Origin of the sequence: Pseudoalteromonas sp. S4492 (assembly GCF_005886115.1) — a bacterium.
Classification (GTDB): Bacteria; Pseudomonadota; Gammaproteobacteria; order Enterobacterales; family Alteromonadaceae; genus Pseudoalteromonas; species Pseudoalteromonas gelatinilytica.
The window spans coordinates 36030-57595 of sequence record NZ_PNCP01000033.1 but is presented as its reverse complement, the minus strand read 5'-3'; the positions used below and the strand labels follow the sequence as shown (position 1 = coordinate 57595).

At 40.9% G+C, this 21566-nt stretch carries 22 protein-coding genes; 15 read left to right on the top strand and 7 right to left on the bottom strand.

The features are described 5' to 3' along the window. Positions 1-143: 143 nt before the first annotated feature. The 3 genes from CWC28_RS09925 to CWC28_RS09915 form a co-directional block, all read right to left on the bottom strand. A complete protein-coding gene (locus CWC28_RS09925; protein WP_063700412.1) occupies positions 144-1511 on the bottom strand; it encodes an alkaline phosphatase PhoX in 1368 nt (455 codons plus the stop codon). Between the two features lie 111 nt (positions 1512-1622). Further along, a complete protein-coding gene (locus tag CWC28_RS09920) occupies positions 1623-2276 on the bottom strand; it encodes a hypothetical protein (protein ID WP_063700414.1) in 654 nt (217 codons plus the stop codon). Positions 2277-2291: 15 nt separating this feature from the next. Beyond that, positions 2292-3104 carry a MipA/OmpV family protein gene (locus CWC28_RS09915; protein WP_063700417.1) on the bottom strand — a complete coding sequence of 271 codons (813 nt, stop codon included), beginning with the start codon at positions 3102-3104 and terminating at the stop codon, positions 2292-2294. Between the two features lie 203 nt (positions 3105-3307). Between CWC28_RS09915 and CWC28_RS09910 the strand changes: the two genes are divergently transcribed. The 9 genes from CWC28_RS09910 to CWC28_RS09870 all read left to right on the top strand — a co-directional run bounded on the left by CWC28_RS09910 (position 3308) and on the right by CWC28_RS09870 (position 13742). Beyond that, entirely contained in the window at positions 3308-4405 is a 1098-nt protein-coding gene (locus tag CWC28_RS09910; RefSeq protein WP_063700419.1) for a sensor histidine kinase, read from the top strand. A 3-nt stretch (positions 4406-4408) separates the two neighbouring features. Next, the gene (locus CWC28_RS09905; RefSeq protein ID WP_054560701.1) at positions 4409-5044 is read left to right on the top strand and encodes a response regulator; all 636 of its coding nucleotides are present in this window, start codon (positions 4409-4411) and stop codon (positions 5042-5044) included. An 89-nt stretch (positions 5045-5133) separates the two neighbouring features. Beyond that, the gene (locus tag CWC28_RS09900; protein ID WP_138625090.1) at positions 5134-5604 is read left to right on the top strand and encodes a DUF4920 domain-containing protein; all 471 of its coding nucleotides are present in this window, start codon (positions 5134-5136) and stop codon (positions 5602-5604) included. After that, positions 5597-6166, top strand: a complete 570-nt coding sequence (locus CWC28_RS09895; RefSeq protein ID WP_138625089.1) for a PepSY-associated TM helix domain-containing protein — start codon at positions 5597-5599, stop codon at positions 6164-6166. The genes CWC28_RS09900 and CWC28_RS09895 overlap by 8 nt, the downstream gene beginning before the upstream one ends. Before the next feature lie 467 nt (positions 6167-6633). Beyond that, entirely contained in the window at positions 6634-8178 is a 1545-nt protein-coding gene (locus CWC28_RS09890; protein ID WP_212746795.1) for a pyridoxal phosphate-dependent decarboxylase family protein, read from the top strand. Beyond that, positions 8171-9463 carry a lysine N(6)-hydroxylase/L-ornithine N(5)-oxygenase family protein gene (locus CWC28_RS09885; RefSeq protein WP_138625088.1) on the top strand — a complete coding sequence of 431 codons (1293 nt, stop codon included), beginning with the start codon at positions 8171-8173 and terminating at the stop codon, positions 9461-9463. The genes CWC28_RS09890 and CWC28_RS09885 overlap by 8 nt, the downstream gene beginning before the upstream one ends. Further along, a complete protein-coding gene (locus CWC28_RS09880) occupies positions 9460-10647 on the top strand; it encodes an MFS transporter (RefSeq protein ID WP_138625087.1) in 1188 nt (395 codons plus the stop codon). Before CWC28_RS09885 ends, CWC28_RS09880 begins: the two co-directional genes overlap by 4 nt. A 19-nt stretch (positions 10648-10666) precedes the next feature. After that, positions 10667-13066: a GNAT family N-acetyltransferase gene (locus tag CWC28_RS09875; RefSeq protein ID WP_138625086.1), complete on the top strand. Its 2400-nt coding sequence runs from the start codon at positions 10667-10669 to the stop codon at positions 13064-13066. After that, the gene (locus CWC28_RS09870; protein WP_171038303.1) at positions 13041-13742 is read left to right on the top strand and encodes a (2Fe-2S)-binding protein; all 702 of its coding nucleotides are present in this window, start codon (positions 13041-13043) and stop codon (positions 13740-13742) included. Before CWC28_RS09875 ends, CWC28_RS09870 begins: the two co-directional genes overlap by 26 nt. Before the next feature lie 24 nt (positions 13743-13766). Here the strand turns inward: CWC28_RS09870 and CWC28_RS09865 are convergent, their stop codons facing one another. Both CWC28_RS09865 and CWC28_RS09860 read right to left on the bottom strand, forming a co-directional pair. Then, positions 13767-14576 (bottom strand): hypothetical protein, encoded by an 810-nt coding sequence (locus tag CWC28_RS09865; RefSeq protein WP_138625084.1) that lies wholly within the window; start codon positions 14574-14576, stop codon positions 13767-13769. A 98-nt stretch (positions 14577-14674) separates the two neighbouring features. Continuing rightward, complete coding sequence (locus tag CWC28_RS09860; RefSeq protein WP_054551870.1) at positions 14675-15124, bottom strand: Lrp/AsnC family transcriptional regulator; 450 nt, start codon at positions 15122-15124, stop codon at positions 14675-14677. 99 nt (positions 15125-15223) lie between these two features. On the opposite strand from CWC28_RS09860, the gene CWC28_RS09855 reads away from it, so the two are divergent. Then, the gene (locus CWC28_RS09855) at positions 15224-15814 is read left to right on the top strand and encodes a LysE family translocator (protein WP_138625083.1); all 591 of its coding nucleotides are present in this window, start codon (positions 15224-15226) and stop codon (positions 15812-15814) included. Between the two features lie 36 nt (positions 15815-15850). Here the strand turns inward: CWC28_RS09855 and CWC28_RS09850 are convergent, their stop codons facing one another. Next, positions 15851-16522 carry a penicillin-insensitive murein endopeptidase gene (locus CWC28_RS09850; protein WP_138625082.1) on the bottom strand — a complete coding sequence of 224 codons (672 nt, stop codon included), beginning with the start codon at positions 16520-16522 and terminating at the stop codon, positions 15851-15853. A gap of 183 nt (positions 16523-16705) precedes the next feature. On the opposite strand from CWC28_RS09850, the gene CWC28_RS09845 reads away from it, so the two are divergent. Beyond that, complete coding sequence (locus CWC28_RS09845; protein ID WP_138625081.1) at positions 16706-17449, top strand: hypothetical protein; 744 nt, start codon at positions 16706-16708, stop codon at positions 17447-17449. A gap of 47 nt (positions 17450-17496) precedes the next feature. Then, on the top strand, positions 17497-18411 hold the full coding sequence (locus tag CWC28_RS09840) for a surface lipoprotein assembly modifier (RefSeq protein ID WP_138625080.1): 915 nt from the start codon (positions 17497-17499) through the stop codon (positions 18409-18411). On the opposite strand, the gene CWC28_RS09835 is transcribed toward CWC28_RS09840, so the two are convergent. Then, positions 18408-19694: a S8 family serine peptidase gene (locus tag CWC28_RS09835; protein ID WP_249324962.1), complete on the bottom strand. Its 1287-nt coding sequence runs from the start codon at positions 19692-19694 to the stop codon at positions 18408-18410. The two genes, CWC28_RS09840 and CWC28_RS09835, sit on opposite strands and share 4 nt — an antisense overlap. 170 nt (positions 19695-19864) lie before the next feature. Here CWC28_RS09835 and CWC28_RS09830 point away from each other — a divergent pair, with 170 nt between their 5' ends. The 3 genes from CWC28_RS09830 to CWC28_RS09820 are packed head-to-tail and all read left to right on the top strand — an operon-like array spanning position 19865 to position 21527. Then, positions 19865-20356: an RNA polymerase sigma factor gene (locus CWC28_RS09830; protein WP_138625078.1), complete on the top strand. Its 492-nt coding sequence runs from the start codon at positions 19865-19867 to the stop codon at positions 20354-20356. Next, on the top strand, positions 20353-21045 hold the full coding sequence (locus tag CWC28_RS09825) for an RT0821/Lpp0805 family surface protein (RefSeq protein WP_063700444.1): 693 nt from the start codon (positions 20353-20355) through the stop codon (positions 21043-21045). The genes CWC28_RS09830 and CWC28_RS09825 overlap by 4 nt, the downstream gene beginning before the upstream one ends. Positions 21046-21056: 11 nt before the next feature. After that, a complete protein-coding gene (locus CWC28_RS09820; RefSeq protein WP_138625077.1) occupies positions 21057-21527 on the top strand; it encodes a CC0125/CC1285 family lipoprotein in 471 nt (156 codons plus the stop codon). Positions 21528-21566: the final 39 nt, after the last annotated feature.

Sequence of the window (21566 nt, the reverse complement as noted above, 5' to 3'; positions counted from 1 at the left end):
TAGAAAATATATTCTAGGCATTTTGATTGCATAATTTCCTTTGTAAGCAAAGTTAAATAAGCCATTCGTCTATCTAACTTTTTGACATTCCCCTCTTTGGGTTAATGCCTTGCTTCGCAGTGGCTATTTTAAATAGGCTTTAACTAAACACTAAACTGATGCCATGGGCCTGTTATAGCAAGTGTTTTTGACGGTGAGTAAACGTTCACAAACAAAGTGCTACCATCTGGTGAAAAACAGGCACCTGCCAGCTCGGTTTGCGCCACTAAGCGGGCAAAATTATAAACTTGGCCTTGGGGTGTCACACCGCGAAGATGATTATCAACCACATCGGTGTATTGGTCTTCACAAATAATTAAATGACCATTAGGTGACACGGTAAGGTTATCGCCAAAGTTGTAAAAGGTTTTGCTGGTACTTTCTACAAACAACGAGATTTTACCAGGTTGCAGTGCTTCTTTATCTGTGCCCTCAAATTCTGATGGCTGATATTTCATAACCTGACCAAGTTGTTTTTTACCACCATTGGTACAGCAAAAATAAAGCTCTTTATCACCCCAGTGAATACCTTCACCGCGAGCAAACAGTGCAGCTCCTTGTTTATAGCCGCGTAGGCGTAGGTCGTCTTTCGGGCTTTCAGGGTTATCTAGATTGACCCACTCAACCTCAAGCTCTTGATGTAGCCCCATGGCTTTATTATTCCAGTTACGGCTATCGAATTGTGGCTTACCTTTTACCACCATAGCTTGTAATTGCCCGCCTTTATGCAGCTTGCCATATTCATTTGGAATAAAACGATAAAAGACGCTATCACCTTTGTCTTCTGTTAAATAAACAATGCCGGTGCGCGGGTCAACGGCAGCCGCTTCGTGGTTAAATCGACCCATGGCTTTTAATGGCTCAGGTTTAATTAAGCCTTTGCTATTTGCGGGAACTTCAAAGATATAACCATGATCTTGGTTAAATCCATCAGCTTTGGTATCTGTGGTTTCTTCGCACGTAAGCCAGGTGCCCCAAGGCGTGATACCGCCAGAACAGTTACGAATAGTGCCGACCAATGACAAGTATTCTTGCTCTTTTTGATGGGTTTTTAGGTTATAAACGATATGACTTGTGCCACCCGGCAACGCCACACCGTCACTGTTAGTATCAAAAGCCAGCGGCGTTTTATGGTTGGCAATACTTGCCTCAGCTTTCGCTAAATCTTTTGGTTTTAGCTCATGGTTTCGCACTAATGCAACACGGTCATTACCAAGCGCTAGGCAACCCATGCCATCGGCTTTATCGGGTACCGTAAACCCATCAGACATTTTCTCACCAAGGCTTGAAACGACTTGATAACTAAAGCCCTCGGGTAAGTCGAGCAGTTTATCTGGATCGGGAATTAACGGGCCAAAACCGACAGCCGTTGTTTTTAAATCACCTAACGACACTTTTCCTATGGCACTTTTTGATAACCCTAAAAAGGCCAATGTGCCCGCCCCTACTAAAAATTCTCGACGTGAAACCATGCTAACTCCAAGCTAAAACCAGCTTTATCATACAAATAAAAAAGGCATTATAAAGCAATGAAACGATAAAAAGTTACATTATCACAATATTCACGAAATTGTCATAAAGCACTACTCTTTGATGATTGCTAGTTGCTCATTAGGTAGCAGCACAATTAAGTAACCACGCTGCTCTAAGTTACAAAAATCAAATTCAAAACCTGCAATTTGTAAGTCACTAGCGCAATGAGTTAGCGGTATATAAGCTGTTGCTGTTGCTTCAGTTAATTCACTATTAGCAAGTTTATAGCTGTAGTTCGTATTGCCGATAAAACTAACCAGCCTAACCACAGGGTAATCACCACTATCTACAGCCTCAGTGCGTGCTAAAAAAGCCAGTTTCAGCGTTTCGCCATCCATATAAATGATCACATAATTAGCTATATCACTAACAACCCACTTTTGTAGATGAGCTTTTATTTCAGCATCATAAAAAGCTGCAAAGCCAACCTTTCCGACCACAGACCGCTTAAAGTTAAGCTTTTCAAAACCACCGTAGCCATCGATTGATTGTTGGAAGTTCTGCTCCTTATAAATTGCGCTTGTTGGTGTGTTGTTTCGTAGGTTCATCATATAAAAATCAACCGGGTACTCGCTAAAGTTATAAACATAATAGTCATTTTCATAGACACCTTGGTATAAATCGTCTTCGTCAAACACTTCCTCTTCAGAGCTATTGCAACCAGTAAGTAAGAGTAAAATGCATAATCTCAGTAGATAATTCATTGCTCATCCCTTTTTCTAAAAACGATAATTTATAGTTGCAGTGAATTGCTGCTTGGCAGTTTCTCCCACTAGCGGGCTTTTTTTGATAGTTGAGTCAAGTTGCTCATACCGCAAGCTCGTAAAAACAGACCACTGCTTATTAAAAACATAAGTCAGGTTTAGCGAGGTGAATGGGTTAAGGGCTGCACTTGGCTGATATTCATATCTGCCAAACTCAGGGGCGATATTGCCATTAGCTATGCCATACAGGTATTGAGTGTATTTTTTATCTTGCCAATAAAAACCGAGATCAGCACTTAGCTGTAACCCTAATCCTTGGCCATAAATCGGTAGGTTATAGCGGGCAAGAAACGTAAGTCCATCGGAATGATTCGAAATATCTTGCGCTAAACGAACAAAAAGCTGTTTATATTGCAGCTGAGTTCTGAAGGTTAGCTCACCTTTGCCGTCTTTATAGTCAGTGAAAACCTCATCATCCGACAACTCATCACTAAAGATTAAACTGCTATCGTAGGTTTCATCTCGGAAACTAAGCCCCATTGACGCTTCAAATTCTGCGCCTTGTAAAAAGGCATATTGCACTAAGCCATATTTAGGCCCAATGCGCCAGTTGCCTTTTCGGGCGTTGAAGTATGGCAAGACCATGGTTTGAATATCGTAATCTCGCCATGCTGTATCAATGGCCAATTGTGCAGCACCGACCTCCATTTGCCATTGCTGTGATTGCTCATCGGCCTTGGCATCATCAACAAATAATGCAGCTAAACAATAAGCTGTGATCAACAGATAAGAAAAAAGACTATTTCGCAGAAATTCATGTTTGGTCATGATAATGTCCCTATATTGGTGTTTTAATGCAGTTTAACGCCTCACCATTAGGGCTGACTTGCTGCAAATGTCACATATTTAATCGTGACATTTGTCATATACATAAACGAATAATTGCGGATTAAACTAAGCGTATGAACAAACTCTTGCAAACGTTGATACATCGAAGCGATTTCATACTCTCAGCTATCACCTGGGGGTTTGTGTTTATTTATACTCTGCACGCTTGGTCGCAAAGAGCAGAATCGGCGCAGCTAAGTTTTAGTACAATAAATACGTTTTTGATCAGTGTGTTATTTATAAGCTTTTTTGCTTTTTTAATTTATTTTGAGTTTTTCAGATCACGACTTAAGCACTATCAAACCCGTATTTTGAACTTCACTATCGCTAATGTTGTGCTATTGATGTGGCTATTTAATATTGGCTTTGTTGCAATTCTATTGATCATTTTCTTAGTTAAATTCAGCGATTACGAGCCAAACAAAGCCAGCCTCTATTTACTCATTTGCCTGCCCTTTTTGATGGCGCTGACGCTTCACTATGGCTTTGATAAGCAATTTGTATTGCTCAACGGGTTGGCTTTCACTTTATACAATAGCTTTGCCTATCGCTTTGCTACTCGGCTTATTTCTGAGCGTAAAGCCAAAGAACAAGCAGCCCATTTATTACGTGAATTAAAAGCAACTCAAGCACTTTTAAACGACACCGCAACTCGCGATGAACGTATTCGTATTGCCAGAGATTTACATGATACCCTTGGCCACCACCTTACAGGACTCAGTATTCACTTAGAAGTCGCCAATCATTGTGCTAACCATGAAGCACCAAAACACATAACTAAAGCACAGCAAATTACCCGCTTGTTATTAAATGATGTGCGTGATTCTGTCTCGTCAATGCGAGAAAACCAAACCATTGATTTACATGCATCGCTGAATTCATTGTGCAGCCATGTTACAGGCTTAAATGTCACACTCAACTACGATGAAAATATAAAAATAAGTGATACGTTATTAGCACAAACGTTATTTCATACTGTGCAAGAAGCGATTACGAATTGTATTAAGCACAGTGATGCGACCGAGCTGTCGGTAAGCTTAGACCTCCAAGCTGATTCAGTGCATCTCACTATTTATGATAACGGCGGCGAAATGCCCAAGCTGAACTTAGGCAATGGCTTAACAGGCATGCAAGAGCGCTTAGCTTTAGTGCGAGGGGCAATCGAGTTTGAACAAAATAATAATGGGTTTGCGATTGCTGCAACGTTACCTCATAAACTTAATCCACATACTTTGGCGTAAAAAATGATTAGGGTATTACTCGTTGATGACCAAACATTATTAAGAGAAGGCTTAAAAAGCTTACTCGCCCTTAAAGCAAATATTCAAGTCGTGGCTGAGGCTGACAATGGTCAAACGGCTCTTGAGATGCTCAAGCAACATTCTATTGATGTTGTACTCCTTGATATTCGCATGCCTATTCTAGACGGTATTGGCGTACTGAAAAGTATGCAAGCACAACAGCTGAGGCAACCTGTACTGGTACTCACGACCTTTGATGATAGTGAACAAGTGCTAGAATGTATTCGCTATGGCGCTAAGGGTTATGCGTTAAAAGATATTAATTTAGAGCGCTTGGTCAGCGCCATCGAAACACTTGCTAAAGGTGGCTCAGCGCTAGCTCCTGCGATCACCGAGCGAATTTTGAATAAGCCCACTAAAACAACCGATACTTCTTTAGCAACTCCTGATAAATTAAGTAAAAGCGAGCTTAGAGTGCTCAATTTAATCGCTGCAGGCTATTCAAATAGTGAAATCGCCGAGGCACTTTATAAGTCTGAAGGGACTATCCGTAATCAAGTGTCTTTTATTCTCAGAAAGCTAGATGTACGTGATAGAACCCGTGCAGCATTAAAAGCAATTGATCTAGGCTTGATATAATTGCAAATCATTTTTAATCTCATTAAGCTTTTATCATACAAGTAAATCGCTTAAACTAAGGCTTAATTTTATTTCAAGAAGCAACCGCTATGTTCCTAAAATCAAAAATATTTATTGCATTCTCATTGGCGCTTTTAAGCTTTAGCCAACACGCCTTTAGCTTACAGTTTGGCAATCCAGTCGACAGTGACAAACTCATTAAAATTTCGACGGTTATGGCCTCACCAGACGATTACCTTGCAAATCCAATTACCGTGGAAGGTACTATCACTGGGGTTTGCGAAAAACGTGGTTGCTGGATGACGCTTGCATCTGACAAACGCTTTGAAAACTTACGTATCAAAGTTGAAGATGGCGACATGGTATTCCCGATGACGGCTAAAGGCAGTAAAGCTATCGTAACTGGTAAGCTCGATAAAATTCAGCTTAGCCTTGGCCGCACTAAAGCGCTACTTGCTCACAAAGCGCAGCAAGCCGGCGAAAGCTTTGATGCAAACTCAGTGACTGAAGCAATGGCTATTTATCAGCTCGTACCGAGCGGAGTTGAAATCATTGAGTAATAAATCAAGTATCAACTGGTTTAAGTTAAACAGAAACTTACACCGCGATATTGGTTACTTTTGTGTTGGTTTAGTAATTATCTTTGCGGTTTCTGGCATTGCAGTGAACCACAAAGATGATTGGAACCCAAACTACAAAGTAAGCCACCAGCAAATCAGTGTGAGCGATGAAACTTGGCAATTAGATAATGACGAGTTGTTGATTGAGCAAATTATCTCCCATGCTGATGTAAGAGAGCCGGTAAAGGCTTCTTATTGGGTGTCGCCGCAAGAGTTTAAGGTGTTTTTAAAAAACGGTAACAACCTCAGCCTTAAACTCAATAAAGATATCATAAGCTATGAAGCCATTGAGCCTCGTCATGTATTTCAAGCATTTAACCGCTTACACTTGAACGAGACAAAAGCTTCTTGGGTGATTTTTTCTGATATTTTTGCTGGGCTGCTGCTGTTTTTAGCAATCAGCGGCTTGTTTATGATCAAGGGTAAAAATAGCCCATGGGGCAGCCGCTCTGTATTAGTCATTAGCGGTATGCTACTCCCCGCTGCTTATGTGTTTTTATAAGCTAAAATTTCCTGTTGCCATTCTCGTAAAGAGCAATGGCAAGATTATTTTCATTTAATTTAATCCTCACCCACTTTGTAACCCAGCTTTTTTAAAATAACTATTCGCAGAATCCTCACTTTGCTTACGCATTTTATAGCAGCTCAAAGTGTGTTTACTTAGCGATTAAAACCTCTCACCTACCTATTAAAGTTTTCTTTAATGATGGCTTTATTGCTTTTATTTGTGCTCATTTTCATCGAAAAAGTAAAACAACGCTGCCAATTAGAACCTAAAAAAGGGATTAATTTAGTTATAATCTTTGATCTGATTACAATTATTTATTACTAGATAAAATAAAAAACAAAACACCTTCAACCTACAAAAGGTAATTAAATTGTAAAGTAAATTAATGATTTATTATTATTGATATTGAGAATCACTATCATTACGATCCCGATTCAAATTAACTGAGAAGGAATTGAGTCGTGAATCAATTAGCCCCCGTGCTTAATACTCATTCATCAATAAATGTTGATGAACAACCCCAAGCATTTATTTTTAACGAAAATAATTTGCTCAAATATGAGATGGCTTCAATGCAAACACTGTCGCTTATCCATCAAGCACTGCGTTCAGCAAAACAAGTTCATTCTGGTGTCTGTCATAAGGAGCTGAGTAAACAAATTGCCAGTATTGAACTAAATCAACCTCTCAATAACGTTGAGCAAGCGCTAGGCGAAGTAAAATCTCTATATTTAGATCATGCAGTCTACTTTCATCATCCAAAATATGTTGCCCACCTAAACTGCCCCGTTGCTTACCCTGCGGTAATAGCCGAACAGTTATTAACTGCTATAAATTCTTCGTTAGACACTTGGGACCAAAGTGCTGGCGGGACGCTCATTGAGCAAAAGTTAATTGACTGGAGTATCGAACGCATTGGCTTAAGTGCTACTGCCGATGGCATATTCACAAGTGGCGGCAGTCAATCTAATTTAATGGCGCTGTTACTTGCTAGAGACCATGCTGCAGAGCGCTTGTCTGGACACCTTATTCGCGATTTTGGTTTAAGTCCTGATGCCCATCGCTACCGTATTTTTTGTTCTGAAATCAGCCATTTTAGTATTCAAAAGTCAGCCGCTTTACTGGGCCTTGGCTACAACGCGGTTGTTCCGGTTACAGTTGATAAAGAATTTAAAATGGACCTAACCGCACTTGATACAGCTATTAATGAGTGTAAAGCACAAGGCAATATTCCTATAGCGCTTGTTGCTACTGCAGGCACAACTGACTTTGGTTCAATAGACCCTATAGATAAGCTAAAAGCGCGGTGCAAAGCTGATAATTTATGGCTTCATGTCGATGCCGCTTATGGCTGTGGACTACTTGCTGCAGACGATCACCGTCACTTACTCAATGGCATTGAACAGGCTGACTCGGTGACGTTAGATTACCACAAATCATTCTTACAACCTGTCAGTAGCAGTGCATTTATTGTTGCTAATAAAAAACAATTTAAACATTTAACTCATCATGCTGATTATTTAAATCCATTTAACGACAACCCACAAGCAGCGCCAAACCTTGTTGATAAAAGCATTCAAACGACTCGCCGTTTTGATGCCTTAAAACTTTGGCTAACTTTACGCATTATGGGCCACGAACAGATTGGCAAAGTGTTTTCTTCTGTTATGGCATTAGCCCGTAGTAGTTATGTGGCGCTCAAACAAGACCCTGAATTTGAGCTAATTCACCAACCTGAACTGAGCACCTTAGTGTTTCGCTTTAACGATAAAAACCTCAGTGATGAGCAATTAAACCTGCTTAATTATCAAATTAAAGATGAGCTATTCAAACAAGGTGAGTGTGCCATTGCTCGCACCAAATTCAGAGGTATCAACTACTTAAAGTTCACGTTACTTAATCCAAACACACAGATTGAAGACATTAAAAGTATTGCAGCTGATATTAAAGCCTGCGCCTACAGCATCAAGGCACGCCTAAAAGTTGAGGAAACTAGCCATGAATAAAGTATACGATTTAATTGCCGTGGGTCTTGGTCCGTTCAACCTCAGTTTGGCATGTTTAGCTGAACCAATTGAAACACTTGATTCGCTATTTTTAGAGCAACGTGATGAATTTAATTGGCATCCTGGGCTGATGCTCGATGGTGTTACGTTACAAACACCGTTTATGTCGGATTTAGTTACATTGGCAGATCCAACCAATCCATACAGCTTTTTAAACTATGCGAAACAACAGGGTAAGCTGTATCAGTTTTATATTCGAGAAAGTTTCTTTTTACTGCGCGAGCAATACAACCAGTATTGCCAGTGGGCAGCAAGCCAATTAAGTAACATACAGTTTGGCCATAAAGTCATTCATAGCCAGTTTGATCAAACAAAGCAGCTCTATGTACTCACTGTTGAATCTGCAAAGCAAACAAAAACGCTTTATTGTCGTCACTTGGTACTGGGCACAGGTCCCTCACCTTATTATCCACCCGCTGTTCAGGCAGAAGATACACAGCTCTGCCATGCCACAGAATATCTGTTTAGACGGGATGAATTAGTAAATAGCAAGAGCATCACTGTGATTGGCTCAGGGCAAAGTGCTGCTGAAGTATTTTATGATTTGTTGTGTGACATTAAACAGCATAACTACCAACTCAATTGGGTAACGCGAGCGCCGCGTTTCTTTCCTCTTGAGTACACGAAACTCACGCTAGAAATGACCTCTCCTGAGTATGTTGATTACTTTTATAACCTAGAACAGACAACCAAACAGGAGTTACTAGCCAAGCAACGTAATTTATACAAAGGCATCAACTCAGAGTTAATTAATCAGATTTATGATCAGCTCTATCAACTTGATATTCAAGGTGTGAACCGCGCAAGGTTACTAACCAACAGCGAGCTCATTAAAAAACAAGGCAGTAAGTTAGTTTTTAGACACAGTGAACAGCAGGCTGAATTTAGCTTACATAGTAATCAGGTCATTATGGCAACAGGCTTTAGTTATCAGCTACCCGATTTTCTAAGTGGCTTAATGAGCGAAATAAATTGGCTAGATAACGGGTGTTTTGCTGTTGAGCGAAATTATAGTATCGACAAGCTACAAAGGCTGTTTGTACAAAATGCTGAGCTACATAGTCATGGTTTTGTAACGCCAGATCTAGGCATGGCCTGCTACAGAAACAGCCATATTCTGCGCTCAATCTTAGGTTATGCACCCTACCCTGTTGAAACACAAATTGCCTTTCAAGAGTTTGGTTTACCCGATGTTGTCAACGAAAAACAGAAGCAAATAGCATGAAACAACCCGCATTAAAGTCAAGCTTGGTGCTGCTGACGATTATATCTGTTGTTTGCGACACCATGATTTTGCCCTTTTACCCGCAGTTTTTTAGTGCCCAATTTGGTTTGCAATCAAGTAATCACATTGGTGCCTATATTGCTGTTTGCTGCATCACTGTGATGTGTGCTTTCCCTGTATGGGCGAAAATAGCGCAGCACGTGCACGAACTGTATTTATGGGTGATCACCCAAATAATGGCAGGGCTATTGGGTGTTGCGTGCTTTTACAGCGAAAACGTGTGGAGCTTTTGGCTGTTATCACAGCTCATGCTGGTATTTAAAGCAAGTTACCTGCTTATTTATCCCTTTGTTCTAAGTATCGAAGAAAAACAACAGCACCTCGGTGTCGTTGCTTTATTTAGCGTGCTTTTACACTTTGGTGGTATTGGCGGTGCTTTATTAGGTGGCTTGATCATCCAAAGTATTGAGCCGCGCTTTTTATATTTAGTGATGGCTGCAGGTGACTGCTTACAGGTTATGCTCTGCTTGTATTTAATTTACTTATTAAAAGTAAGCTACAAGCCACGGGAATTAACCGCATCATCAGTAAAACGACAGCGTTTCCCTGGCTACATTATTCGCTTAGGGGTTATATCTATGGGCGTGTACTTCAGCATGTTCTTAGCAACGCCATACTTTACGCTACTTTGGCAACAAGTAAGCGAATTCAGCAACGCTCTTTTAGCTGGCGCTGTGTTTGCTATCCCTGCTTGGGTTGCGCTTGTCATTTTGATTACAACCAGAAACAAAGCCGCAACCAATAAGCACAGTAAAACAATCGCTTATGCACTTGTGTTGAGCAGTATCGGCCTATTTATACAACTTAGTTCACACTGGCAATGGCTTGTGTTCGGCCGTGTTGTATTTGCTATTGGGCTATTTTTACTAACTGTGCGTCTACAAGTCATGTTGTTTGCAATGAGCGAACCACGTTTTTACTCAAGCGACTTTGCCAAGCTTCATTTTATGCAAAATATCGGTGTCATCTGCGCCTCATTTTTAGCGGGAGATTTAGTATCTCGCTTTGAACTTAACACCCCATTACTGACGGGTTCTGTCGGCTTTGCCATCACTTTATGTTTGTTTTATCTGCTTTTTTTACGCAACAAACATACCTCAACAGACCCTATTCACAGTTATTAATTTTTAAGAGAATACAATTATGAAAAACATCACTGAAACTCCTATCAAGCACGCTTTGCTTGGTGATGTAAAAATCAGAACATTAAACCCTGAACACGATCTAACGATTATTACCCCTTGGCTTAAACACCCCCAAGCCCAGTTTTGGGGAGCAATGGAACATTCACCCGAAGAAATTTTAGAATTTTATACAACACTCAATAAAGATGAGGCTCAACAAGCCTATTTGCTTGAAATAAACCAAACACCGATTGCTTTAATTGAGATTTACAAACCACAAATACTAAAACTTGAGAACCACCTAGCGCTTAAAAACGGCGATTTAGGCATGCATATTTTACTCGCTCCAAAGCAGTTCTCTGTGGCAGGGTTTAGTCTTGCTGTTATGCAGTCGGTGTTAGAGTTTATGTTTAATACCCTCGCCTGTGAGCGAGTGATTGTGGAGCCAGATGTAGCCAATCATAAAATTCATAGCCTTAACTTAAAGGCAGGTTTCAGTCATCATAAAGTTATAAAATTGGGTGAGAAAACCGCATTACTTGGTAGTTTAGAAAAAGATCATTTTAATTACTTACAGCATCTTTCGTCTCGATTCGACATTTCAAAGCAAGGGCCTGCAGTGCAACAAGCAACGCCCTCTAGCAGTACTTCTCACCTAGACCAACAGGCTTGGCAATACGCAAATCGTTTACTGATTGCCAAAATGCTCAGTGAGTTTTATCACGAACGACTGTTTAGCTACGACAGTGACAAACCTAACCATTACGTGTTGCATACCATGGGTGGGCAAAGCTATCAGTTTAAAGGTGAATCAATGCTGCTTAATCACCTACAAGTTGAGCCAAATAGCATTACTAAAATGGCGCTTGATCACAGTCAACCATTAGACGCTATCGCGTTTGTGCTTGAGTTTAATGACAAGTTAAACATAGATAAATCAATGCTTGGCACCTATCTCGAAGAACTCGCGAGCACACTCAGTGGCTTTGCATTTAAATTTAAAAATAATCGCTATAGCGCTCAGCAATTAGCAGACGCAGATTTTCAAGTGATCGAAACCCAAATGACCATGGGTCACCCAAGCTTTATTGCAAACAATGGCCGCATTGGTTTTAACTCACAAGATTTTCACCAATATACCCCAGAAGCCGCAAACCCATTTCAAATAATATGGCTTGCGTGCCACAAACAGCATACCACCTTTAAAAGTACCGATGATTATAAATACGAAAGCTTGATTGCCGATGAGCTTGATGTAGCTGAGCGTTTGCGCTTTGAAAAAGCACTGACTGAGCAAGGTTTAAAGCCAAGTGACTATCTATTATTTCCTATGCACCCATGGCAGTGGTTCAACAAATTAGTCCATGTTTATAGCTATCATATCTCGCAAAAACACATTGTGTGCTTAGGCTACTCGCAAGATAGTTATTTACCGCAGCAATCAATTCGTACCCTGTATAACATCAGCAAACCACACAAATGCTATGTTAAAACCGCCTTATCGATTTTAAATATGGGCTTTATGCGGGGCTTATCGAGCGCCTATATGAAAGTAACTCCGGCAATAAATCAATGGTTGTTCGACTTAGTAAACCAAGATAGCTATTTAAAATCACTGAAGTTTCAACCTTTAAGAGAAGTCGCAACCCTTGGCTTTGATGAGCAATATTACACTCATCCTGCGCTTGGCGATAACCCTTATAAGAAAATGATGGCGGCTCTTTGGCGTGAAAATCCCGCTCAATACATGGACGAGAATGAAAGCCTTGCCACTATGGCAAGTCTGCTTCATATCGATAGCGAAGGCCGTTCATTTGTAAGTGCTAAAATTGCCAAATCGGGGCTAAGTGCTGATAAGTGGCTAGCCCACTACTTACAGGCTTATATGACACCATTGCTACATTGTTTTTACCAGTATGATTTAGTCTTTATGCCACATGGTGAAAACCTCATCGTTCGATTTAACAATCATGTTCCGTTAGGCGTATTCATTAAAGACATTGGTGAAGAAATTGCCTTATTAAATAGTAACATCGAGCTGAATGATGAAATAAAGCGGATTAAGGTAACCATTCCAGAAGGCGTTGCCGTGTTGTCTATTTTTACTGACATTTTCGATTGCTTCTTCCGCTACCTTTCGGCAATTTTAGTAACTGATGGCCTACTGACCGAGCAACAATTTTGGCAAGCCGTCGCCGATACAATTGTTCAGTATCAGGCGAGCCACCCAGCGCTAAAAGACAAGTTTGCTGAGCATGATTTATTTGCTGAGTCATTCCCATTGTCTTGCTTAAACCGCTTACAGCTGCGTAACAATCAACAAATGGTTGATATAACCGACCCAGCTTCAAGCTTGCAGTATGCAGGTGATTTACAAAACCCATTGGCGCAATATGCACTTGCAAACACAACAGCATAATAAGCTTGAGTTAGCCTTACGTCAGCAGTGCTCACTGCTGACGTTCTTAACTCCAACAATTGATGAACAATGGTTTAGTAGTCAATGTTTAACTAGCAAGCAATTAACCGATTTGGCTAACGCTATAAAATTAAGAGGGGCAAATGTTACTGAGGGATATGTCGCAATCAATCTCTACTTACAACTGAGCTGGCAAGTTATTTACTTATTAGTAGCCAGTGTAGAGCACCTTGGTTGCATTCCTGATCTGGTCAATATTAAGCAGCGGGTAATGGGCTCACATATTTATGGTTTGACTAATTTAAATATCATGGCTCAACAAGACTCTTTTAATAATGCAGATTTGATTGAACTGGCAGCCAATCATTTATTTGACCACCAGCATGCTTGGAATGATAACCTGCCATTGCAATACAGGCTAAATAAAGGATTATTAAAACGTTTACAAAGTGATACTTTCCACGCAGCGTTAATCGCTTGCTGGCCAGAGAAATCGATAGAATTTATAGCAAAACGTTTTCAACCATGGCAAAAGCTATGTGGTAAACATCGCTTTCGTGATCAAAACAATACGCTGACATTTATGCGTAAAACCTGCTGCTTACACTACCAACTTGTAGCCGCTGATTATTGCGCTAACTGCCCGTTAAACAAAAAAGGCACTAGCGCTTGCTAATGCCTTTTTCTCGAAAAACCGAACCTAGAACCTAAATTCAACGTTTACATTTGCCGCAGTCTCGCTTTCACTGCGATCAAACCAGTTCATCGATTTATAAACTGCTTCACCTGTAATAGCGAACCAATGCGTAAATGCATATTCAAGTGCGATGCTGACACCAGCATTATGACCGTCGTGATCAGCACTAAAATCAAGGCATTGCTCTGGCGTATCACTACATGCTCCCGATAAAAATACATCACCTTCCTCTGTACGGTAATACATCTGGGTATAATCAACATCAATAGAGCCTTTTTGATAAAAGACACTGCCGTATAGCAAGGCTTTTGAGCTTAAACGGTATCCTGAAATAAGTGCAATATCATAAGTATCGTGCGACAAATCCCAATCATAGGTATCGTCATCATAATTACCCGCTAATAGTGGACCATACCCCGCATCTTCACTGCGAATATAGCCTAGGCTGACGGCCATAGAGAAGTTTTTCTCGACGGCCGATTCTAAAGGGCTGCCATAAAACTGATGCTTAATAGCGTATTTTTCATAATCATGATCGCCACCAATACCAACCCCTACGGTAAGCTCCGTCGAATAACCTAAGGTCATACTCATCGAAGTCGTTAACGCTGTACTCGTTGATGTACTCTCGCTGGTATCTTTCGCAATGATCTTGCTTGTATCTGTACCGACAGTTGCACGAAAATGAAAGGGATCACTGTTGATCTCTGGGCTCTCAAAGCGGGCCATCGATACACCTGTTTCGGTTGTCGATTGACAGCCTGCTAATAAACCTAAAGCTATAAACGCCAAAAAAGGCTTTAACGTTTTCACGTAATTTCCTTATATATTATTATTTTAACGCGAAGATTTTAGACTAAGGCCTTATAGCTCGCAATAAATTAATAACAAAAAAGGTACAAACTCTATTATTAAGCGCGTTCGTCCTTAGGTGATTCCATTACCACATGAGTTGTAATGGTACGTACCTGTGGTATTGAGCCTAGCACATCAGCATGAAACGCTTTATAGGACTTAAGATCCGCCGTCTCGACTCTCAGCAAATATTCAAACGAGCCAGTTACATTGTGGCACTCTTTTACTTCATCAATAAACTCAAGAGCGTGTTCGAATGCTCGCTGAGATACTGTTGAGTGCTCATTTAAACCAACCCCAACATAAGCGATAAATCCTAGGCCAACAGCCTGATTATTTATAACCGCCCGATACCCCGCAATAACCCCAAGCTTTTCTAGCTCTTGCACTCTACGAAGGCATGCCGAAGGTGATAAACCCACTTTATCTGCCAGCTCGGCATTGGCAATTCGGCCATTGCGCTTAAGCTCATGCAATATTCTGTCGTTAATTTTATCTTTTTTCATTTTTGATTGTGAAATTTAAATACACACAACAACATTAAGCGCAAAAATTGCGCGCATTACAACTTATAATTGCATCTAAATTCAAATGGAGAGATAGCGATGAGTTTTGAAATTTTAACAGCCTTGGCATTATTTGCTTTGGTGTCATCAATTACCCCAGGGCCAAATAACTTAATGTTGATGAGCTCAGGTGCTAACTTTGGCTTTAAAAGAACCACACCACACTTACTTGGCGTGACGCTTGGCTTTATGTTGATGCTGGTTTTAGTAGGCCTTGGCATCATGCAGCTATTTGACTTATTTCCACCAAGCTATTTGATATTAAAAATATTTTGTATTGCTTACTTACTCTATCTGGCGTTTAAAATTGCCACAAGTAACGCACAACAAAAAGCCAGTAGTGAGAGTAAGCCGTTTACTTTTATTCAGGCTGCACTATTTCAATGGGTAAACCCAAAAGCGTGGGCAATGGCATTAAGCGCGGTAAGCTTATATGCCCCAGACAAAAACCTCACCTCAGTGTTAATCGTAAGCCTCGTATTTGGCTTAATTAACCTGCCTTGTGTCAGCTCGTGGACTTTACTTGGCGAAAAACTACAACACTGGCTCGCCAGCCCAAAGCGCTTAAAAGCATTTAACTACCTAATGGCAATACTATTAATCGCTTCAGTGATGTTTAGTTTGTTTTAATTTGAGCAAGCTTTGCTTTGCTTTGCTTGGCTTGGCTTATATTTCACACGGCACTAAAAAGTCGACATGGTAATGCTCATCATGTCGCACTCTGGATGGTTTAGTTGAAAACTGAATATGCGCTTTTAAATAGTCGGCATACTTGGTTTTATAAAGCCCAGCTTGCAAGGTTGGGTCAAAGATCACTCGCCAAAGATCGTAACCTTTTGCTGTTGCCGATTTATGCAGCTCAACAATATGAGCTGCTAAAGCGGTGTAATCAATCTTAAACTGTTCAAACTGGCCTTGTTTATCAAATTCAATATCGTAGCCAAAACGATTAAACACATGTGTAGGCAAATGAACTGATAGCCCCTTTTCGTTAACAACCGGTGTCATAAAATCAACAGACAAACCATTTTGATGGGTTTTATGCGGACTAAATTTCCCGCCATTTTCTAAGCCCGTTTCAGCGTATTTGTATCGTTTATCTGGATGGGATTTCTGGAGCGCTTGGTAGGCATCAACAATAATGTTTTTTACCTGCGAATGAACATACGTACGTCCTGCCAGCTCAGCCACTTTGCTGTAGCTGGTAAAGTTGTTACCTTTGCTGGGTAGTTTTACTGCATTACGTACATAGCCATTGGCAGACGTTCCACCACATACACTGTTGGCCAAAACTGGCCCAGAACAAAAAAATAAGGCTAAAACAAAACTCTTTTTCATCGCAGTGGTATCTTTAAAATTTAAAGTTTAAAGTTTAGCGACCTGTGAATGAACAAAAAGTGAAATCTCTGTCTAGCTTTCAATAAGTTAGCTAATTTGATTGAAAAAAGTTAAAACTTTTTGGAATAAACCTTTCGCCCACTCGTTACCTCTATGTCAATTCGCAAAAAAGAGGACGAGACAATGACAAATTTAAAACAATCACTTATCGCAATCTGTGTCGTAACTGCAACAGGCTTTTCAGCGGCTTCATCAGCAGCTAACGTGCAACTATCAGTCGCATCTGAACAGCAAACAGCCAGTGATAATCAAGTTTCGACTAGTTCAAACCAAGCATCGTCGAATACGACAATGATGCAATCAACTCAACTGTCAGGCTCAGCAACAACACAAAATTCATCAGTTGGTGTGAATACTGAAAGTTCAAATAGCGGACAAGCAAATAATCAAACAACGATTGAAAACGATGAACAGCAGCCTGCTGAAACAATGCCCGAGCTTGGTTTAACAAACTCAGTATCAAGCGCTTCTCAAGCAGCCAATACCGTAGCGCTAGCAGTTGAGTCAATGCTGTCAACTGCGACAACTGCTGTTAGTAATGTGGCCGTCGCTAACACAAATTCGAACATAACCAACGCAATGCAAAATCAATTGAGTCAGCAAACAGATGTATTAGCGTCTTTAGAGCCTAGTGAGCTAAGCACTGCAGGCTTAAGTCAGGCCTCGCAAATCACTAATGACCTGCAATCATCACTGACTAGCAATGTACAACAAGCTGCAATGAACTCTGTACAAAGTAGTGTTGAGCAAACCATTTCATCAACTGTTAGCAACAGCGTTAACCAACAAGTTGCTGAGCAAATAACCGCAGCGACAACTACCGAAGTCGTTAATAACATTCAAAACAGCCTGAACTTAGGCCTTTAACCAATAACGTGCCGGGTTATCACTCGGCGCTCCTTTAGGAGATTATTATGCGTACAATTAATAAGCTCATCACCTTAAGTGCGTTAACCACAAGCATTCAAGTGTTTGCTACGGATGCAACTTTTCATGCTGATGCACAAATTGGCTTAACAACTAACTCTGATTTAGCCATTAAAGAGTTAGATGATATTTCTTCACAAAGTGATACAGGTTCAATACTTAAAGCTGGTGTTAGTGCTGAGTTACATGCAACTAACAACCTCAAGTTCACACCAAGTTATCGATACGAGCAAACCAATTATCACCAGCTTGACCAGTATGACTTGGCATTGCATCAATATAGCCTTGATTCTAGCTATAGCATTTCTGGTACTGATGTAGGTATACGTTATGACGGTGCTTTAGCAAAAGTAGCAAAAGAAACATTTTTAACCTTGGATCAGGTAAGTTTGTATGTTGGCCATTACGTTAATCCAACAACCTATCTGCGCACTGCGATTAGGGCATCAGATAAACAATTCGCCACACAGTCAATGCGCGATGCAAAAGGGTTAGGGCTTGATTCAAACCTGTATTACTTTATTAATCAGGGTAAAACGATGCTGCTTTTAGGCGCTAGTTTAGATAGAGAAAATGCTGATTCAGAGCAATTTAACTTTAAAAGTTGGGGCTTAAATACGGGCATCACTCATCGTTTTAAAGCGTTTGATATAAGCAATAAAGCAGGATTAAGCTGGCGCTATCAAGATAAAAACTACCAAGAAGTTATCAACCAATCACTTACACAAAGCGAGCCATCACGGGATGAAAGTCGCAGTGTAGTCAGCGCATTTTGGCAGCTTTCTGTTTTTGACTCTTTGCAAATTGTTACTGAAGCAGAGTACGGCGATTATCAATCTAAGCTGGCAGCAAACACCTATACCCAAAGCATTGCTTCGCTGTCATTAAAAGCCAGCTTTTAATCAATTACACCATGTCCAAACACCGCATCTTTGCCCACTTCACCTAAATCATTCGCTTGTTGCTGTAACGCGTGGTAAATGTTTTTAGGAGTTGTATTAGGCCTTGCCGCTAAACATGCAGCCGCCGCTGAAATACGCGGCGCGGCAATAGAGGTTCCAGATTCCCGACCAAGATCCCCTCCAGCTTTTAACGTCATGACATTGACGCCTAATGCTGCAAAATCAATATAATCACCTCTGTTTGACCAGCGATAAATTCGCTTTTGGCTATCCAGTGCCGTGACAGCAATGACATGTTGGTATGCCGCAGGGTAAAGTGGCAGCGCAGCAGGTCCTTCATTGCCTGCAGCCGCCACTAAAGTTACTTTTTTAGCCGCTGTGGCATTAATTGCTGCCGCTAAAATAGCGTTGTCGGGCCCTGTAAAACTCATATTGATAACAGGCACCTCGTTAGCAACCAACCAATTAAGTGCGTCAACTATTGCAGCTAATGTCGCCCCTTGTGATAAATCAGACTGCTGATAAAACACCGCCGCGCTGTATAATGTTGCCTCAGTTAATAACGGCATGAGCTGCCCATACTTACCGACCAAAACGCCAGCAACCGCAGTGCCGTGCAAATCGGGTGATACTAAGTCATTTGTAAGAAATGACTGCGTTTTTATCTGTGTATTACTAAATCCCGGATGAGTCGTGTCAATCGCACTATCTATCATGCCTATTTTTACAAACCAGTCACACATTGCTGTAGGCTTTGATGAAGGCGCTTCTTGCTGAGAACCATTTTGCGCTTGATAAATATGATTTCTATCCAATAACGATGCATCATCGAGTGAAAGTAAACGTTGCAAATGCGCTTTTGAATCGTAATTGGCCGGGACAACAAACCGAACTAATGACAAACCTAATGACGTGTATTGTTTAGTGACGATAATTTGTGCGCCAATTTGTAAGAGTTTTGCCTGATGCTGTTCATTCGCCAGCATTATCCACTGCCTTTCAACTGCACGAAAACCATGCTCAACATCGACTTCAACAAATGCAGGAGCCTGTAACTGATTGAGTATCTCTAGCCTTTTAGGTAGCGAGGTCACAATTGCTGTTGCGTCGTCGATTAACTCATGTTTGCGTATGCTTTCTACTTGGCTAGTGATGCGCGGTTCAAGTTGATTAACAACAGGATCTATCTGCTCTATCACACCATTTATTGGCTTAATAGTCGCTGCTGATAGCGTACTTGAAGTAAACAACAAACTACTTAAAATGACTGATTTCAATTTCATGTTACAGTGACTTCTCATTTAGTTAGGTATTACTATAACGTTTCAGTGAAAGAAAAATTGCATTTATTGGGAATAAAACTTTTTCTTGCCCGTTATAGTAGTGTGAGTTGGCTGAATCATTGATGAGTTGTTTCATTAATCGGCCCTTGCCCTAACCAATAAGGGAAACTATGACAAATACAGTAACCAGTTTATTACCAGCGCTGCGACGTTTTGCATTTTCGCTTACCGGCAATCAAGCAGATGCCGATGATATTGTACAAATGACCATCGAGAAACTTTTACAAAAAGGCATGCCCGATGATATTGAACCACTAAAATGGGCATTCAAGATCTGTCGAAATGTTTGGATCGACGAATACCGCTCGCAAAAAGTGCGCTTAAAGGCAGTTCAAAATACTGAACTTCAAGAACCCGTCTGTGACGATGAACAAGAGAGTTTCGCTACCCAAGAGACTTTGCAACGAGTATATAACGCTTTAACAAGCTTACCAGATGAACAGCGCGCTATAGTATCTCTCGTGGCAGTGCAAGGTATGGCTTACAAAGATGTTGCGCACACCCTCGAGATACCTGTTGGCACCGTGATGAGTAAATTGTCACGAGCCAGAGCCGCACTTTATCAATTAATTAAGCCTGATTTCACCAAGGAAAACGCATGAAGATTGATGACCAAACACTCAGTGCTTTTTTAGACAATGAATTACCAGCAAACGAAATGGAAGCAATACGTAATGCAATTGCTGAAGATGAGCAACTCGCTTTACGCCTAGCTGAACTATGTGAAGTTGACATGCTAGTTAAACAACACGCAGCGCAGATTGATATAATGCCCTTGTCTGATGAACTTGCACAAACAATCGAGCAACATAATAAAGAGAATGTCGTTTCGCTATCCAAATGGCAGCAAATTAAACTTGCCGGACGCAAACAAATGGCCGTTGCAGCAAGTATTGCAGTGCTTTTTACAGTCGCTATTGCTAGCTTTGTTCAACAACAAGGTTTGGAACAACCCATTGCCAACGCATTAGATCAAAAACTGAGTGGCGACAACACGGTAATAGATACAAACAGAAGCCTAACTGCTCAGCTTAGCTTTGTTAATACTAATGGCGATTTTTGCCGTCAATACACGCTGTATTCTAAAAGTACCCAGCAAACACATATTGCTTGTAAACAACAAGGAATTTGGCAGCTTCATGCATCGAGCGAGCAACGCGCAATGTCAAGCCAAAGCTATCGCTTAGCAAGCAAAACACCTGCGCTTGATAGTTACATCGACGAGCACATTCAAGGCCAGCCGTTAGATCGTAACGCAGAACAACAAGCACTGACTAACCATTGGCAATAAGCGAGACAATCATGAAACACGTGTTATTAGCTTATTTCGCCATTGTATTAATTGGCTGCACCAGCAGCCAACATTCGACCGATAAAAGTATACCAGGCCTAACAACTAAGCAGCTCGCAGATAATCAATATATCCTTCGATACGAAACTCGTCACGGTTCAAAGCGCTCAGCGCTTGAGCAAAGTATGCTGCAAGCCGCCAACATTACGATAGACACCGGTTATGACTGGTTTCTCGTTGCCGAGCAGGCAGTTGATGTAGAACGCTCCAAGCCCACTAACAAACCTCGTTTCGAGCAAAGAGCCCACTGCGGTTTGTTAACGTGCACAAGTCAAACTTCGCCAGCACTGCATGTGTCAACGCTATTAGAGCGTACAATCGTCACACGATTAACAATCATTTTAGGAAAAGGCATAAAACCAAGTGAAAAAGCGCATGATGCATACACGCTAATTGAGGGAGGCGACAACACACAAAACTAACATTTAAAGGTGGGTAATTTTTCTTGTGCTAAGCTTTAT

What these genes read in the sequence shown, in the direction of transcription:
- CWC28_RS09925 (WP_063700412.1), bottom strand. Translation starts at nt 1,511, where the DNA reads ATGGTTTCACGTCGAGAATTTTTAGTAGGGGCGGGCACATTGGCCTTT.
- CWC28_RS09920 (WP_063700414.1), bottom strand. Translation starts at nt 2,276, where the DNA reads ATGAATTATCTACTGAGATTATGCATTTTACTCTTACTTACTGGTTGC.
- CWC28_RS09915 (WP_063700417.1), bottom strand. Translation starts at nt 3,104, where the DNA reads ATGACCAAACATGAATTTCTGCGAAATAGTCTTTTTTCTTATCTGTTG.
- CWC28_RS09905 (WP_054560701.1), top strand. Translation starts at nt 4,409, where the DNA reads ATGATTAGGGTATTACTCGTTGATGACCAAACATTATTAAGAGAAGGC.
- CWC28_RS09900 (WP_138625090.1), top strand. Translation starts at nt 5,134, where the DNA reads ATGTTCCTAAAATCAAAAATATTTATTGCATTCTCATTGGCGCTTTTA.
- CWC28_RS09885 (WP_138625088.1), top strand. Translation starts at nt 8,171, where the DNA reads ATGAATAAAGTATACGATTTAATTGCCGTGGGTCTTGGTCCGTTCAAC.
- CWC28_RS09880 (WP_138625087.1), top strand. Translation starts at nt 9,460, where the DNA reads ATGAAACAACCCGCATTAAAGTCAAGCTTGGTGCTGCTGACGATTATA.
- CWC28_RS09875 (WP_138625086.1), top strand. Translation starts at nt 10,667, where the DNA reads ATGAAAAACATCACTGAAACTCCTATCAAGCACGCTTTGCTTGGTGAT.
- CWC28_RS09870 (WP_171038303.1), top strand. Translation starts at nt 13,041, where the DNA reads ATGCACTTGCAAACACAACAGCATAATAAGCTTGAGTTAGCCTTACGT.
- CWC28_RS09860 (WP_054551870.1), bottom strand. Translation starts at nt 15,124, where the DNA reads ATGAAAAAAGATAAAATTAACGACAGAATATTGCATGAGCTTAAGCGC.
- CWC28_RS09855 (WP_138625083.1), top strand. Translation starts at nt 15,224, where the DNA reads ATGAGTTTTGAAATTTTAACAGCCTTGGCATTATTTGCTTTGGTGTCA.
- CWC28_RS09850 (WP_138625082.1), bottom strand. Translation starts at nt 16,522, where the DNA reads ATGAAAAAGAGTTTTGTTTTAGCCTTATTTTTTTGTTCTGGGCCAGTT.
- CWC28_RS09845 (WP_138625081.1), top strand. Translation starts at nt 16,706, where the DNA reads ATGACAAATTTAAAACAATCACTTATCGCAATCTGTGTCGTAACTGCA.
- CWC28_RS09840 (WP_138625080.1), top strand. Translation starts at nt 17,497, where the DNA reads ATGCGTACAATTAATAAGCTCATCACCTTAAGTGCGTTAACCACAAGC.
- CWC28_RS09835 (WP_249324962.1), bottom strand. Translation starts at nt 19,694, where the DNA reads ATGAAATTGAAATCAGTCATTTTAAGTAGTTTGTTGTTTACTTCAAGT.
- CWC28_RS09830 (WP_138625078.1), top strand. Translation starts at nt 19,865, where the DNA reads ATGACAAATACAGTAACCAGTTTATTACCAGCGCTGCGACGTTTTGCA.
- CWC28_RS09825 (WP_063700444.1), top strand. Translation starts at nt 20,353, where the DNA reads ATGAAGATTGATGACCAAACACTCAGTGCTTTTTTAGACAATGAATTA.
- CWC28_RS09820 (WP_138625077.1), top strand. Translation starts at nt 21,057, where the DNA reads ATGAAACACGTGTTATTAGCTTATTTCGCCATTGTATTAATTGGCTGC.